The organism is Pseudomonas sp. LS1212 (assembly GCF_024741815.1).
Classification (GTDB): Bacteria; Pseudomonadota; Gammaproteobacteria; order Pseudomonadales; family Pseudomonadaceae; genus Aquipseudomonas.
The window spans coordinates 1,026,742-1,041,077 of record NZ_CP102951.1 but is presented as its reverse complement, the minus strand read 5'-3'; the positions used below and the strand labels follow the sequence as shown (position 1 = coordinate 1,041,077).

General features: G+C 61.8%; 12 protein-coding genes and 2 pseudogenes. 9 read left to right on the top strand and 5 right to left on the bottom strand.

Annotated elements, in window-relative coordinates:
- Positions 1-410 precede the first annotated feature (410 nt).
- The 6 genes and pseudogenes from NVV94_RS04730 to NVV94_RS04705 form a co-directional block, all read left to right on the top strand.
- Positions 411-800 (top strand): annotated as a pseudogene (locus tag NVV94_RS04730) (GDP-mannose dehydrogenase); the annotation flags it as partial.
- Between the two features lie 8 nt (positions 801-808).
- Entirely contained in the window at positions 809-2,233 is a 1,425-nt protein-coding gene (alg8, locus tag NVV94_RS04725; protein ID WP_258446079.1) for a mannuronan synthase, read from the top strand.
- A 196-nt stretch (positions 2,234-2,429) separates the two neighbouring features.
- Positions 2,430-3,350: pseudogene (locus tag NVV94_RS04720) on the top strand (mannose-1-phosphate guanylyltransferase/mannose-6-phosphate isomerase); the annotation flags it as partial.
- A 119-nt stretch (positions 3,351-3,469) separates the two neighbouring features.
- Entirely contained in the window at positions 3,470-3,949 is a 480-nt protein-coding gene (locus NVV94_RS04715) for a multidrug transporter (protein WP_258446078.1), read from the top strand.
- A gap of 88 nt (positions 3,950-4,037) precedes the next feature.
- Positions 4,038-4,400, top strand: coding sequence for a thioredoxin family protein (locus NVV94_RS04710; RefSeq protein ID WP_258446077.1), 363 nt, complete (start codon positions 4,038-4,040; stop codon positions 4,398-4,400).
- 58 nt (positions 4,401-4,458) lie between these two features.
- A complete protein-coding gene (locus NVV94_RS04705) occupies positions 4,459-5,283 on the top strand; it encodes an SDR family oxidoreductase (RefSeq protein WP_258446076.1) in 825 nt (274 codons plus the stop codon).
- A gap of 102 nt (positions 5,284-5,385) precedes the next feature.
- On the opposite strand, the gene NVV94_RS04700 is transcribed toward NVV94_RS04705, so the two are convergent.
- The 4 genes from NVV94_RS04700 to NVV94_RS04685 are packed head-to-tail and all read right to left on the bottom strand — an operon-like array spanning position 5,386 to position 10,174.
- Complete coding sequence (locus NVV94_RS04700; protein WP_258446075.1) at positions 5,386-6,252, bottom strand: HlyD family secretion protein; 867 nt, start codon at positions 6,250-6,252, stop codon at positions 5,386-5,388.
- An 11-nt stretch (positions 6,253-6,263) separates the two neighbouring features.
- The gene (locus NVV94_RS04695) at positions 6,264-6,464 is read right to left on the bottom strand and encodes a DUF1656 domain-containing protein (protein WP_258446074.1); all 201 of its coding nucleotides are present in this window, start codon (positions 6,462-6,464) and stop codon (positions 6,264-6,266) included.
- Positions 6,454-8,661, bottom strand: coding sequence for an FUSC family protein (locus NVV94_RS04690; RefSeq protein WP_258446073.1), 2,208 nt, complete (start codon positions 8,659-8,661; stop codon positions 6,454-6,456). Before NVV94_RS04690 ends, NVV94_RS04695 begins: the two co-directional genes overlap by 11 nt.
- Before the next feature lie 10 nt (positions 8,662-8,671).
- Entirely contained in the window at positions 8,672-10,174 is a 1,503-nt protein-coding gene (locus NVV94_RS04685) for an efflux transporter outer membrane subunit (protein ID WP_258446072.1), read from the bottom strand.
- A gap of 187 nt (positions 10,175-10,361) precedes the next feature.
- On the opposite strand from NVV94_RS04685, the gene NVV94_RS04680 reads away from it, so the two are divergent.
- Positions 10,362-11,309 carry a LysR family transcriptional regulator gene (locus NVV94_RS04680; protein ID WP_258446071.1) on the top strand — a complete coding sequence of 316 codons (948 nt, stop codon included), beginning with the start codon at positions 10,362-10,364 and terminating at the stop codon, positions 11,307-11,309.
- Between the two features lie 87 nt (positions 11,310-11,396).
- The gene (locus NVV94_RS04675) at positions 11,397-12,371 is read left to right on the top strand and encodes a D-glycerate dehydrogenase (RefSeq protein WP_258446070.1); all 975 of its coding nucleotides are present in this window, start codon (positions 11,397-11,399) and stop codon (positions 12,369-12,371) included.
- Here the strand turns inward: NVV94_RS04675 and NVV94_RS04670 are convergent, their stop codons facing one another.
- Positions 12,372-13,274 carry a DMT family transporter gene (locus NVV94_RS04670; RefSeq protein WP_258446069.1) on the bottom strand — a complete coding sequence of 301 codons (903 nt, stop codon included), beginning with the start codon at positions 13,272-13,274 and terminating at the stop codon, positions 12,372-12,374.
- Between the two features lie 132 nt (positions 13,275-13,406).
- On the opposite strand from NVV94_RS04670, the gene NVV94_RS04665 reads away from it, so the two are divergent.
- Positions 13,407-14,282, top strand: coding sequence for a helix-turn-helix domain-containing protein (locus tag NVV94_RS04665; RefSeq protein ID WP_258446068.1), 876 nt, complete (start codon positions 13,407-13,409; stop codon positions 14,280-14,282).
- The last annotated feature ends 54 nt before the right edge of the window (positions 14,283-14,336 follow it).

The window sequence follows — 14,336 nt, the reverse complement described above, 5'->3', positions numbered from 1 at the left end:
CAGGCAACTTTAACGTCAGGGCTATAGCGATGCCCCATGAAAGTTGAACGCAGGAGATAGCACCCCGAAAGTATCCCTACAAGGCCGCGCCAGCGTCTTCCGAACGCCTCATTATGCACATTAGTGCTTGATATTCATGGCTTTTTTTACAGAAACAAGACAAGCACCCGCATGAGCAGAGAAGCGTTCTGCCATCAACACCGGCTATATCCCAGGGCTTGCCACTACAACAAGGCCAAGTTGCGTAAAACTTGAGTGCACATTCTTAGACACTCAAAACCTATTCTGCCTGCACCCGGCACTTTGACATTAAACCGTCATACTTCCGAGTGCCCGAATGTTGCTGGTTAATTAATCCAGTCCGGCTCTTGTTATTTGAGCCGGCGTGATAAACACATGAGGTGAATGCGATGCGTATCAGCATTTTTGGTTTGGGTTATGTCGGTGCAGTCTGCGCCGGTTGCCTGTCTGCACGGGGCCATGACGTCGTTGGCGTGGATGTTTCCAACACCAAGATCAACCTGATTAACAACGGCAAATCGCCCATTGTCGAACCCGGTCTGGAAGATCTGCTGCAACAGGGCATCAAGAATGGCCGGCTGCGTGGCACCACCAACTTCTCCGCCGCCATTCGCGACACCGACTTGTCGATGATTTGCGTCGGTACACCGAGCAAGAAGAACGGCGATCTGGAACTCAACTACATCGAATCGGTGTGCCGCGAAATTGGTTTCGTCCTGCGTGACAAAGCCACCCGCCACACCATCGTCGTGCGCAGTACCGTACTGCCGGGCACCGTGAAAAGAGCTTGCTCATGGCGATCGCCCTGATGCTGCCCAAAACCATTTTCGACCCCGAGTCGAAGGATTTCATTTTCCTGGTGGGTGCCGTCGGTATCTGGCGCTACTCCATGGGTGCCACGCATTTCGTGCGCGGCATGCTGTTTCTCTACGTGGTCTACCCGCACCTGCGGCGCAAGGTGCGCAAGCTCGGTACCGCGGCTGATCCGTCCCACGTATTTCTGATGGTCACCAGTTTTCGCATCGACGCGCTGACCACCGCCCAGGTCTACAGCTCGGTGATTCGCGAGGCGATCGCCTGTGGCTACCCGACCACCGTGGTCTGCTCGCTGGTGGAAATGTCCGATGAGCTGCTGGTCAAAAGCCTCTGGGCCAAGCTGAACCCGCCTGGCCGGGTCAAGCTGGACTTCGTGCGCATCGCCGGGACCGGCAAGCGCGATGGCCTGGCCTTTGGTTTCCGGGCCATCTCCCGTCACCTGCCGGACGAGAACGCCGTGGTCGCGGTGATCGACGGCGACACCGTGCTCGAAGAGGGCGTGGTACGCAAGACCGTGCCCTGGTTCAAGCTGTTCGGCAATGTCGGCGGCCTGACCACCAACGAATTCTGCGAAGTGCGCGGCGGCTACATCATGAGCGAATGGCACAAGCTGCGCTTCGCCCAGCGTCACATCAACATGTGCTCGATGGCCTTGTCCAAGCGCGTGCTGACCATGACCGGGCGGATGTCGGTGTTCCGCGCCCAGGTGGTGACCAACCCCGAATTCATCGCCGACGTGGAAAGCGACTCGCTGCAGCACTGGCGCCTGGGCCGCTTCAAGTTCCTCACCGGTGACGACAAGTCCAGCTGGTTCAGCCTGATGCGCCTGGGCTACGACACCTTCTACGTGCCGGATGCCGCTATCAACACGGTCGAGCACCCGCCGGAAAAGAGCTTCATCAAGGCCAGCCGCAAATTGATGTACCGCTGGTACGGCAACAACCTGCGGCAGAACTCGCGAGCACTGGGCCTGGGCGTTCGCCGCCTGGGGCTGTTCACCAGCGTGGTGCTGTTCGATCAGCGCGTTTCGATGTGGACCAGCCTGCTGGGCCTGACGGTCGCCGTCATCGCCAGCATCAAGTTCAGCCCGGCCTACCTGCTGGTGTATCTGCTGTGGATCGGCATCACCCGGCTGATCCTCACTTTAATGCTGGTGTGTTCCGGCCACTCCATCGGCCCGGCCTACCCGCTGATCCTTTATTACAACCAGATCGTCGGGGCGATCATGAAGATCTACGTCTTCTTCCGCCTCGACAAACAGTCCTGGACGCGCCAGCCCACTGCCCTCAAGCGTGATCTGGCCAGCTTTCAACAATGGTTCAACACCTGGTCTTCCCGGACCATGACCTTCTCGGCGGCCAGCATTTTCGTTGCTGTGCTGTTCATGGTCGTGTGAGCCGGAACCCGAATGGATTTAAGTAGGAACAACCGCCATGAATACAGCCGTGAACGTCAATGTCGTGCATGAATCCGAAGCCCAGCGCCAACACGCACGGGTCCGGATTCCGGCCAAGCTGCGCTACATAGGCGCCAACCGTGAAACCCTGGACGCACGGCTCGAGGACCTCTCGGCCGGCGGCTTCTGCATCCTCGAGAAGCGCGCCAACGAGTTCGTCCAGGCCGGTGGCTATTTCTGGAACAGCGGCATGTTCCTGTTCCGCGCCAGCCGCTTCCTCGAAGAGCTGAAAAAGCACGACACTGACATCTACGACACCTGCATGCTGACCCTGGAACGCAGCCAGCACGACGGTGACAATATCGAGATCGACGAAGCCACCTTCGCCTGCTGCCCGGACAATTCCATCGACTACGCAGTGATGGAAAAGACCCAGCGCGCCTGCGTGGTGCCGCTCAGCGCAGGCTGGAGTGATGTCGGTTGCTGGTCGTCGCTGTGGGATGTCCACGAAAAGGACCACAACGGCAACGTGACCAAGGGCGATGTGGTGGTGCAGGACAGCCGCAACTGCATGATCCACGGCAATGGCAAGCTGGTCTCGGTGATCGGCCTGGAAAACATAGTGGTCGTCGAAACCAAGGACGCCATGATGATTGCCCACAAGGACAAGGTTCAGGACGTCAAGCAACTGGTCAACACGCTCAATGAGCAGGGCCGGACCGAAACCCAGAACCATTGCGAAGTGTACCGCCCGTGGGGCTCCTACGACTCGGTGGACATGGGCGGGCGCTTCCAGGTCAAGCACATCTCGGTCAAGCCCGGCGCCTGCCTGTCATTGCAGATGCACCACCACCGTGCCGAGCACTGGATCGTGGTCTCGGGCACAGCCGAAGTCACCTGTGACGAAAACGTGTTCCTGCTGACCGAAAACCAGTCGACCTAGATCCCGATCGCCTCGGTGCACCGTCTGCGCAACTCGGGCAAGATCCCGCTGGAGATCATCGAGGTCCGGTCGGGCAGTTACCTGGGCGAAGACGACATCGAACGTTTCGAGGATATCTACGGACGGTCTACGCCGATCGAGCGCGGGATTTCGGTCAAGACGATTGCACAATAATACCCGCTGAAGCTGTACCCGGCCCCTGGCCAGTCCGCTGCGCCCCCTATCCGCAGCGGGTTGGCCGGGGGCTTTTTTGTTAGGATGGCACTATCACACCAGCTGAGGTGCTTGCTTTCATGTTCATCGGCGTCCTGCTTGTCCTGACCTGGTTCGTCCTGCTGCTGCGCTACCCGGCCAAGGCTTTTCCGGTATCGTTGGCGGCCTTGTTCGGCCTGGGCCTGGTCGCGCTCTGGGTCGTCTGGCTGGACAATCGCGAGGCCAGCCAGCTTGCGCGTTTGGAGCTGCGCCTGAGCTATGCACCAAGCAGCAGCAACCCGCAACGTTGCCCGGCGGATCGTCCATTGCTGGTGCAACTGAACAACGGCAACGACGTGCCTCTGCTGGAACTGCGCTGGCGTGTCGCCGCCTATGCCCCCGGCGATACGGTCAACCTCGCGGAAAACATCTACGCTGCCCCCCGTTATCGCGGCCCCGGCGAGCTGCAGGCCGGCGCCAGTTGGGAAGACTGCCTGCCGCTGCCGCCGCTGCGTCCAGGTTACCGCCCACAAACCCTGGAGTTTCGGGCAGAACGCCTGCAAGGCAGCTTCTCCGACTAGTCGGACCTGTCATTTCTGACAGTTACATGTTTCGCCAAATGGGCGTTGAATAAGCGCCAATGGGTCAACATTGTCAGGAGACACAGACGTGAAAGAATTAAAATCCATCAGCGAAGTCGAGGCGCTCCTGGACGCTTCCAGGACCAGATCCTTGCCTGCGGTGGTGCTTGTTTACTCCGATGGCTGTCCTCCCTGCGCCGAGCTTCATCCTAAAGTGGAGAAAGTCGCGCGCGAAAGAACCGATATAGATTTCTACGCCTTCAACGCCGAGAGGTACATGCAGGCGCAGATCGATCCAGAGAAGGCGAACGAAGAACTGACGGTGTTCTTCGCCAGTCTTGAGCTGCAGTTTTTCCCGACCCAAATCTTCATTCCCCGCACGGGCAGATATGAGCTAGTGCCCGGAACAAAGCAGGAAATAATCGATAAGGCGCTGGCTAGACTGCTATGACCCGGCTTGTCGTATGATCAGCGCTTCCTGACACCATCCTGATCAAAAGGCCAGCCCCATGCCAATCGCTCTCATCACCGGTTGCTCCAGCGGCATTGGCCGCGCCTTGGCCGACGCATTCAAAGATGCCGGCTACGAGGTCTGGGCCACGGGCCGCAAGCCCGAGGATGTTGCCCAGCTGGCGACCGCCGGTTTTGTCGCCCGCCAATTGGACGTCAACGACGAGGCGGCGCTGGAGCAACTGGGCGAGGCGATCATTCAGCGCAGCGGCGGTCTCGATGTGCTGATCAATAACGCCGGCTACGGCGCCATGGGGCCGTTGCTCGATGGCGGCGTCGAGGCCATGCGCAGGCAGTTCGAAACCAATGTGTTCGCTGTGGTCGGGGTAACCCGGGCACTGTTCCCGGTACTGCGCCGCAGCCGTGGGCTGGTGGTCAATGTCGGCAGCGTTTCCGGTGTGTTGGTCACGCCATTCGCCGGTGCTTACTGCGCGTCGAAAGCTGCCGTGCATGCCCTGAGCGACGTCTTGCGCCTGGAACTTGCACCGTTCGGTGTCCGCGTGATGGAAGTGCAGCCCGGCGCCATCGCCTCGAGTTTCGCCAGCAATGCTGGCCGCGAGGCCGAGCAGGTCATTGCCCAGCAATCGCCCTGGTGGCCGCTGCGCGAAAGCATCCGCGCGCGGGCCAGGGCCTCGCAGGACCGCCCTACTCCCGCCGCGGATTTCGCCCGCGACCTGCTCAAGGCCGTGCGTCAGCCGAACCCACCGCGGCTGGTGCGCATCGGCAATGGCAGCCGGGCCATGCCATTGATGGAGCGGCTGCTGCCCAAGGCATTGCTGGAAAAAGTCCTGAAAAAGCGCTTCGGCCTGGACGGTGCGTTGTAACCGACGCATGTGGGAGCGGGCCAGCCCGCGAAGGAAGGCGCAGCCTTCCCAATAGCTGGTGACCCGTGCCGGGTCATTCGCGGCCAGGGCCGCTCCCACGAGTCAGCCCTTTTCTTCGGTTGGCTTCACGACCACCGTACAGGTCGTCCCCGCCGCCAGCAAAAATCCGTCCGGTACTTCATCGATATGAATCCGCACCGGCACCCGCTGGGCCAAACGCACCCAGTTGAAGGTCGGGTTGACGTCGGCGATCAGCTCGCGACTTTCCGGGTTGTCGCGGTCATAGATGCCGCGCGAGATGCTCTCCACATGCCCCTTGAGCACTTCGCCGCTCATCATCTGCAGATCGGCCTTGTCGCCGACCCGTACGTTCGGCAGTTTGGTTTCTTCGAAGAAGCCGTACACCCAGAACGAATCCTTGTCGACCACGGCCATCTTTGCCTCGCCGGTGCGCGCATAGTCGCCCCGATGCACATTGAGGTTGGTGACATAGCCATCGACCGTAGCCAGGATGCGGGTGCGTTTGAGGTTCAGTTCGGCCGCGTCCAGTTGCGCCTGGGCGTGCTGGTAATCGGCCAATGCCGAGTTGGCGATGTTGCTGGCGTCGTCGCGGTTTTCCCTGGAGATGACCAGGTTGTCCAGATCGGCCCGGCGGTTGGCGTTGACCTTGCGCATCTCCCAGGTGGCCTTGCGCGAGGCCACCAGCGATTGCGCTTGCTTGAGCGCGATCTGGTAGTGCTCGGGGTCGATCTGCATGAGCAGGTCACCCTTTTTCACCAGTTGATTGTCACGCACAGGCACGTCGACCACGTAGCCCGGCACATCGGCAGCGACGTTGATGATATCGGCGCGCACGCGGCCATCGCGGGTCCAGGGTGTGTTCATGTAGTGGACCCAGAGCTCGCGGCCGATCACTACGGCGACGGCCAGGACGAGCAAAGTGCCGAGCAGGCTGAAAAGCTTTTTCATCAGTCAGGGTCTCAACGATAAACAGTAAGCGCCATGGCGCCGAAGATGCAGATGAACAGGCACAGGCGCAGCAGCGCCGGGTGCCAGAAGAAGCGGTAGACATCGAGCCCGCTGAGCAGCCGGTCGAAGGCCCAGGCCACCACGGCGGCAATCAGGAACATCAGCGACACGGTCGGCATGTAGATGCCATGGAAGGCTATTTCACGGGGCATGGGTCAGTCCTTGCGGCTCGCGGGCCGGGGCGGGGGTAAAAACAAAGTCGGCGAGCGGTGATTGCGGGTCGAGCAATGAGGTACGGATGAAGTGCAGATAGCTTTGCACCCGGCGCAAGGCGGAGGTGTCGAAGTGCCGGGCAAAGGGCTCGTCGGTACCCTGGACACGGGCGATGGCATGATCGACCGCGACTTGGCTGCGCTCAAGATTGCTGGCATTGGGCTGGATGAACAGGCGGATCAATGAACGGCCCATGACCCGGATCGCCTGGCGCCAGGGTTGCGACTCGGCATAGGCCGGGTGCACTGGCAACAGGGCCTGCTCGCGGCGCAGCTCGATGATCGCGTGGCCGATCTCCAGCACCACGAACATCCAACGCAGCAGGTTGCGCTGCACCTCGGGCCTGCCTGCCGCCAGCCCATAGGCCTGGTGCAGGACGTCGCGGGTGCGGCTTTCGAAGGCCGAGCCGAGGCCACGCAGGCGACCGCTGATGGCGAACACCACCTGGGCGCGCAGGTCCTGCTCCATGCGGTGCCACAGCCAGCGGCTGTTGGGCGGCAGGATGATTGCCCCGGCGGCGGCACAGACCAGCATGCCGATGATCATGGCGATGTAGTCGTTGATAAAGGTGTAGGGGTTGTAGACCGTCAGGTTGTCAGGGACCGAGCCGATCGAGAAAAAGATCAGCAAGCCCACCCCGTAGCCCGCCAGTTGCGGCCTGGAAGCGAGAAAGGCACCGATCACCAGCACCGGCGCCAGCACCATGCACAACAACGGGAAACCATCGATCCAGGGGAACACGAAGAAGGTTTCGACAAACCCCACCAGCGCGCCGAACAGTGTGCCGCAGGCCATCTGGAACGACATGCGTTTGGGATTGGGCGTGGCCGCCGACAATCCGACCGTCGCGGCGGCGACCAGGGTCATGGTCGCGCCACTGGGCCAGGCGGTGGCAACCCAGTAGCTGCCCAGTATCAGAAGGATTGAGGAGGCCCGGATCCCGGCCGCCAGCGACACCAACCAGTTGGTCTGCGGCATGAACGGCTCGTCCCAGTTCTCCCGGGCATGGCTGTGATCGACCAGCGAGGCATGGGTCAGGGCGTAGCTGTGCAGGTCGTCGACAAAGCGATAGAGCAGTTCGTAGGCGGTGTGGAAATCCAGCAGGTCGGCATCGCTGGGGCCGCTTTCGACAAACAGCTCACGCAAGCGTCGAACGTGCGACGGCAATTCCTCTTTATACAACGCCAGTTGCTCGGCCAGCCTGGCAGCGTCGGCATCGGTCAGGGTGCGCCCGGAGAAGTTGTCGAGCACGCTTGCCAGCGCATGCAGGCCTGGCTCGATGGCCGTCACCACCTCGGCATGCCCCCGGCTACGAATCCGTTCGAGCAATTGGTGCAGAGCATTGAAGCGGGTGGTAATGGCCATGAATTCGCTGTTCAGGCGGCTGACTCGACCACTGCGCCTGCGCATGTGCGGGTCTTCGAAGGCCACCACTCCGCGCAGGCTCTCAAGGCCCACCGCCTCGGAGATGAAGCGCACGTTGGCGCTTTCGAAGCTGTCACGCTCGCGGGTGCCGCGCAGACCTTCGGCGACGAAGCCGGCGAACACGCCGAAGCGCTGGTAAAGGGCATTGCGCATCGAAGCACTGGCCGACTGCGGCAGAATCGCGGCACTGACTGCCGTCGAAACCACCAGCCCCAGAGAGATTTCCAGCACCCGCCAGACAGCCGCCATGAACGCCCCTTCCGGATGCGACAGGACCGGCAAACCGACCATTGCCGCCGTGTACCCGGCGAGCACGAAGCCATAGCCGCGAAAGTTGCGATGGCGCATGGCACCGGCCGAACAGATCCCGACCCACAGGGCCAGGCTCGGCAGAAACAGCTCGGTGTTCTGCGCGAACAAGGCGATCAGGGCCACCGTCACCACCGAGCCGGCGAGCGTGCCGAGGAAGCGATAGAAGCTCTTGGCGAACACATGGCCGCTCTGCAGCTGCATCACGATAAACACCGTGATCATCGCCGTGCGCGGCTGCGGCAATTCCAGGCGCATGGCCAGCCAGAGGGTCAGGAAGGCCGCAGTCAACACCTTGAAGATATAAACCCAGGTCACGCCGTCGCTTCGGGCCCACTCAAAGAAGCCACGCCGCCACTCCAGCGAACCCAGCCAGCGAAAAGGTACAGACAATGCGCTCATGGCCGCCTACTCAGTGATCGAATACAGCCAGGGTTTTCGGTGCCTGGGTCTTTTGCTCGAAGGGCGCGTCGTCGCCGGCCTGCAAGCCACCGCCCAGCGCCGTCACCAACTCGGCATGGGCACTGAGGCGGGCGGCCTGAACCTGCTGCTCGATCTGCTGCTGACGAAACAGCAAGGTTTGCGCATTGAGCACGTTGAGGTAGTCAGTCAGCCCGCGCTGATAGGCGATCATCGCGATGTCGTAGGTTTTCCGGGCCGAGGCTACCGATTCGGCGGCGAAGGTCTGCTGCTTGTCCATGGACTCGCGGCGGATCAACTGGTCAGAGATGTTCTTCAACGCATCGACCAGGGTCTGGTTGTAGGCGGCCACGGCCATGTCGTAGCCCGCCGAGGCCTCACCCAGTTCCGAGCGCAGCCGCCCCCCGTCGAAAATCGGCAGGGTAATGGCCGGGCCGACGCTGTAGTTGAATTTCTTGCCCGTCAGAAATTCCAGCGCACCGCCGCCCGTGGCCATGTAGCCGAGGCTGCCAACCAGGTCAACGTTAGGGTAGAAACCGGCATGGGCCACCTCGATACCGCGCGCCTGGGCGGCGACTCTCCAGCGGCTGGCAACCACATCGGGGCGCTGGCCAAGCAGTTCGGCCGGCAGCGCCGACGGCAGTTTCAAGGCAGTATGCAAGGCCAGGCTCGGGCGTTGCAGCTGCGCACCGTTACCCGGGCCCTTGCCGGCCAGTGCGGCCAGCTGGTTGCGGCCAAGGGCGATTTCTTCGTCCAGCGCATCGAATTGCCGATGGGTTTCGGGCAACGGGGTCTGCGCCTGGCTGACTTCGAAGTGAGTACCGATGCCGCCCTTGAGCCGACGTTCGGCAAGTTCCAGGATCTGCTCCTGTTGCGCCAGCGTCGCCTCGACGATGTCGCGCTGAGCATAGTGCAACGACAGCTGGATATAGACGCGCACGATGTTGTTTTGCAGCTCCAGCCGGGCCTGCCTGGCCTGGGCCACGGTCATGTGGGCGAGATCGACGGCGCGCTCGCTGGCATTGTGCTCGCGCCCCCAGAGGTCCAGGGCGTAGCTCAAGCCAACAGCGGCGTTGTTGTCCCAGGTCGTGCTATCGGACAACTCGCCGGGGCCGTAGAACTGGTCGGCCGGCCAATTGTGCCGCTTGAGCGTGGATTGGCCATTAATCTGCAATGATTCGGCCGATTCGACGACACCGGCCATGGCCTTGGCCTGGCGTACCCGGGCAGCGGCCATGGCCATGCTCGGGCTGCCCTGCACGGACTGCTCGACCCAGCGGTCGAGCTGCGGGTCGCCATAGGCTTTCCACCATTGCCGGGTCGGCCAGTGCGCGTCCCTGGCGGCGGCCTGGATCGCTTCGTCGGTCGCCAGCTCATTGGCTGCCAGTGTCTTGCCTTGTGGGGCAATTCCCCCGGTTCCGATGCAGCCGCTGATGTTCAAGGTTAAAGCCAGAACGCTGAGAGCACCGAGCTCTCTGATGATGCGACGCGGCACAGCTGCGAATTCCCGAAGAAAAGATGGATACGGCGTTGAGGAGCGCAATTCTAGGGGCCGGCATGAGCACCGATAAGCCGGGATTCCTGCGAATCTTTGTTACCGATCCTGCGATAATCGGCCTTTAGTCTGAAGACTGAAGCTGTAACTTCGTGTCACAATTTGTCGTCTACTCAGAGAGCGACCCATGGACACCCTGCAAAACATGCGTGCTTTCAGTTGCGTTGCCCAAGTCGGCAGTTTCACCGCCGCCGCAGTGCAACTGGATACGACCACCGCCAACGTTTCACGCGCGGTCTCGAATCTTGAAGCCCATCTGCAAACCCGCCTGCTCAACCGCACCACCCGTCGGATTGCCCTGACCGAAGCCGGCAAACGCTACCTGCTGCGCTGCGAACAGATCCTGACCTACGTCGAGGAAGCCGAAGCCGAGGCCAGCAACGCCCATGCGCGCCCCGCCGGGCAGTTGAAAGTGCATTCGATGACCGGCGTCGGCCAGCACTATGTGATCGACGCCATCAGCCGTTATCGCAAGACCCACCCGGATGTCACCTTCGACCTGACCATGGCCAACCGCGTGCCGGACCTGCTCGACGAGGGCTACGACGTGTCCATCGTGCTGGCCAGCGAGCTGCCGGACTCGGGCTTTGTCTCGCAACGCCTGGGCATTACCTACAGCATCGTCTGCGCTTCGCCCGATTACGTGAAAGCCCATGGCATCGCACAAAAGCCCAGGGACCTGCTCAACCATGCCTGCCTGCGCATGGTCAGCCCGGTCATCGCGCTGGAAAAATGGATGTTCGATGGCCCCGAAGGCCAGGAAGTGGTCAACATCACCGAGGCGCCGTTCCAGGTGAACTCGGCCGACGCCATGAATACCGCCATCAGCAGCGGCATGGGCGTGGGCGTGTTGCCGATCTACTCGGCCATCGAAGGGCTGCGCAACGGTACGCTGGTGCGGGTACTGCCGCAGTACCGCCTGCAGGAGCTGAACCTCTACGCGATCTACCCGTCGCGCCAATACCTGGATGCCAAGATCAAGACCTGGGTCGAGTACCTGCGCAACTCCCTGCCGGAGATCCTCGCCGCCCACGAAGCGGACCTCAAGACCCACGAGCTGCGTATCGCCAACTGAAATCGGGCTGCACAAACGCCGTAGAGAATGATAGCTTGCTACCCACTAGTGCCTTTCATTCTTTACCGCCTGCCGAGAGTTCGCCCGATGAAAAAGACTGTACTTGCCTTCAGCCGCATCACTGCACCGATGATCGAGCGCCTGCAGCAAGATTTCGACGTGATTGTGCCGAACCCGAAACAAGGCGATATCGCGGCCCAGTTCAACGAAGCCCTGCCCCACGCCCACGGCTTGATTGGCGTCGGCCGCAAGCTCGGTCGCGCGCAACTGGAAAACGCCAGCCAGTTGAAGGTGGTCTCCAGCGTCTCGGTCGGCTATGACAACTACGACCTGGGCTATTTCAACGAACGCGGCATTATGCTCACCAACACCCCGGACGTGCTCACCGAAAGCACCGCGGACCTTGGCTTCGCGCTGATCATGGCCAGCGCCCGCCGCGTCGCCGAGCTGGATGCCTGGACCAAGGCCGGGCAATGGCAGGCCACCGTGGCACCGGCACAGTTCGGCAGCGACGTATTCGGCAAGACCCTGGGCATCGTCGGCATGGGCAACATCGGCGCGGCCATCGCCCGCCGTGGCCGCCTGGGTTTCAACATGCCGGTTATCTACAGCGGTAACAGCCGCAAGACCGCGCTGGAACAGGAACTCGGCGCCCAATACCGCAGCCTCGAGCAACTGCTGGCCGAAGCGGATTTCGTCTGCCTGGTGGTACCGCTGAGCGAACAGACCAAACACCTGATCAGCCATCGCGAACTGGCGCTGATGAAGCCCAGCGCCTACCTGATCAACATCTCTCGCGGGCCGGTGGTCGACGAACCGGCGCTGGTCCAGGCCTTGCAGCAAGGCACCATTCGCGGTGCCGGCCTGGACGTCTACGAGAAGGAGCCGCTGGCCGAATCACCGCTGTTCCAGCTCAAGAATGCGGTGACCCTGCCCCACGTCGGTTCGGCCACTTCCGAAACCCGCGAAGCCATGGCCAACCGTGCTGTGGATAACCTGCGCAGCGCCCTGCTCGGCGAACGCCCGCGGGACCTGGTCAACCCGCAGGTTTGGAAGGGCTGATCAGGCCAGTTTGCCGCTGGCGGTCAATGTCGGTGGTTTGGGTTTGCGAAACACCAGCACATTGCCGAGCATCACCAGCACCAGCCCGAACAGGGCCGGTGCCGTCCATTGATAGCCTTCGGCATAGGCCGACACGTTCAATGCCACCAGCGGGAAAAGCACCGTGCAATAGGCCGCACGCTCCGGGCCCATGCGCCCGACCAGGGTCAGGTAGGCGGTAAAACCGATGACCGAGCCCGGAATGACCAGGTACAGCAACGAGCCGATGTAGCGTGTGTTCCACTCCATGTCGAAGGGAATACCGCTGAACAGGCAATACACCGCAAGCATCGACGCGCCGTAAAGCATGCCCCAGGCATTGGTGGTCAGTGGCTTGAGGCCGGCTTTCTGTTGCAGGCTCGAGAGCATGTTGCCGGCAGAAAAGCACAGGGTGCCGAACAAGGCCAGCGCGAGGCCCATCACCGTCTCGCGGCTGGCCGCGTGCCCGGACAATTCCGGCCAGAACAGCAGCCCCAGCCCGAGCAGGCCGAAGGCGCCACCGCCGAGTACGTTGGCGGCAATCTTCTGGCCGAAGAATACTCGGGCATTGAGTGCATTCCACAAGGTCGCCGTGGAGAACACCACCGCGATCAGGCCGCTGGGAATCCATTGGCTTGCCGTGAGGAAGCACATGAAGTTGACGCAGAACAGGCACAACCCCTGGGCCAGGCAAATCAGATGCCCGCGCCGGTCCATCACTTGCAGGCGACGGCTGATCAGCAAAATACCGAACAGCACCAGCGCCGCAAGACCAAAGCGATAGACGATCGACACGGGAATGGCGACCACGCCCAATTGCAGTTTCAGGGCGATCCAGGTGGTGCCCCAGATCAAGACGGTCAACAGGTAAAGCGAGAGGTTCATGATCGGGCTCCTGAGAAGAGCCTTCAGTTTCAAGGCGCAGTTGCGTCGCCGCTTGCATAATCTTGCGCTTTTTAGCGCACGACGCTGGCAGCGCCAGGCGGGCGGGGTAGGATAAACGCTGAGGAAACGATCATGACCAGCCTGGACCATCTGCAAGTCTTTCAAGCCCTGCACAGCTCGCCCAATGCTCGCCTGGAGCACAGCGCGGAGCTGGGCGACGGCATGGTTGCGGCCTTGTGGAACAACCACCATGACGCCCGGGATTACCAGGGGCCGAGCCACCACACCCTGTCGTGCTATATCGCTGGCGGCACCGAAACCTTTCGCCGCGAGCAGCCCGGCACCAAAGGCGCCCCGGACAAGTTGTGCGTCCTCCCGGCCGGGCATGACTCGGCGTGGGTCATCAACGGCAATATCCGCCTGGCCCATCTCTACTTCAGCCAGGAGCAGTTCGCCCTCGGTTGCATCAGCCTCCTTGACCGCGAACCTCGCGAACTGCAATTGCGCGAGAGCACCTTTCTCGACGACCCGATTCAGGCCTGGCGTTTTCGTCAGTTGATCGCGATGAACTGGGACGAGCCTGGCGAGCGTCTGCTGACCAGCAGCCTGGCCCATGAAATGCTCAGCCATGCCCTGCTCAGCCAGGTCGGCGCACGTTCGGGGCTCAAGCTCAAGGGTGGGTTGGCGGCGCATCTGCGCAGGCAGCTGACCGACTACATCGAGACGCACCTGGGTGAACCGCTCAGCCTGGGACAGTTGGCGGGGCTGTGCAGCCTGTCCGAGTACCACTTCGCACGGATGTTCCGCGAAAGCTTTGGTTTGCCGCCCCATCAGTATTTGCTGGCCCGCCGCCTGGGGCGGGCGCGTGAGTTGCTGCGCAATGGCAGCTTGCCGTTGGGTGAGATTGCCATGGCGTGCGGGTTTGCCAGTGCCAGTCATTTTACCAACCGGTTTCGACAGGCGGTGGGGGCTGCGCCTGGGGAGTATCGGTTGGCGTTTTTGCGTTGAGCCCATCGCGACCGCCTTGCGGTCGATCGCGGGCAAGCCAGCTCCCACAGAGGC

Coding starts and splice junctions, on each gene's coding strand:
- NVV94_RS04715 (WP_258446078.1), top strand. CDS start 3,470: ATGTTCATCGGCGTCCTGCTTGTCCTGACCTGGTTCGTCCTGCTGCTG.
- NVV94_RS04705 (WP_258446076.1), top strand. CDS start 4,459: ATGCCAATCGCTCTCATCACCGGTTGCTCCAGCGGCATTGGCCGCGCC.
- NVV94_RS04700 (WP_258446075.1), bottom strand. CDS start 6,252: ATGAAAAAGCTTTTCAGCCTGCTCGGCACTTTGCTCGTCCTGGCCGTC.
- NVV94_RS04695 (WP_258446074.1), bottom strand. CDS start 6,464: ATGCCCCGTGAAATAGCCTTCCATGGCATCTACATGCCGACCGTGTCG.
- NVV94_RS04690 (WP_258446073.1), bottom strand. CDS start 8,661: ATGAGCGCATTGTCTGTACCTTTTCGCTGGCTGGGTTCGCTGGAGTGG.
- NVV94_RS04680 (WP_258446071.1), top strand. CDS start 10,362: ATGGACACCCTGCAAAACATGCGTGCTTTCAGTTGCGTTGCCCAAGTC.
- NVV94_RS04675 (WP_258446070.1), top strand. CDS start 11,397: ATGAAAAAGACTGTACTTGCCTTCAGCCGCATCACTGCACCGATGATC.
- NVV94_RS04670 (WP_258446069.1), bottom strand. CDS start 13,274: ATGAACCTCTCGCTTTACCTGTTGACCGTCTTGATCTGGGGCACCACC.
- NVV94_RS04665 (WP_258446068.1), top strand. CDS start 13,407: ATGACCAGCCTGGACCATCTGCAAGTCTTTCAAGCCCTGCACAGCTCG.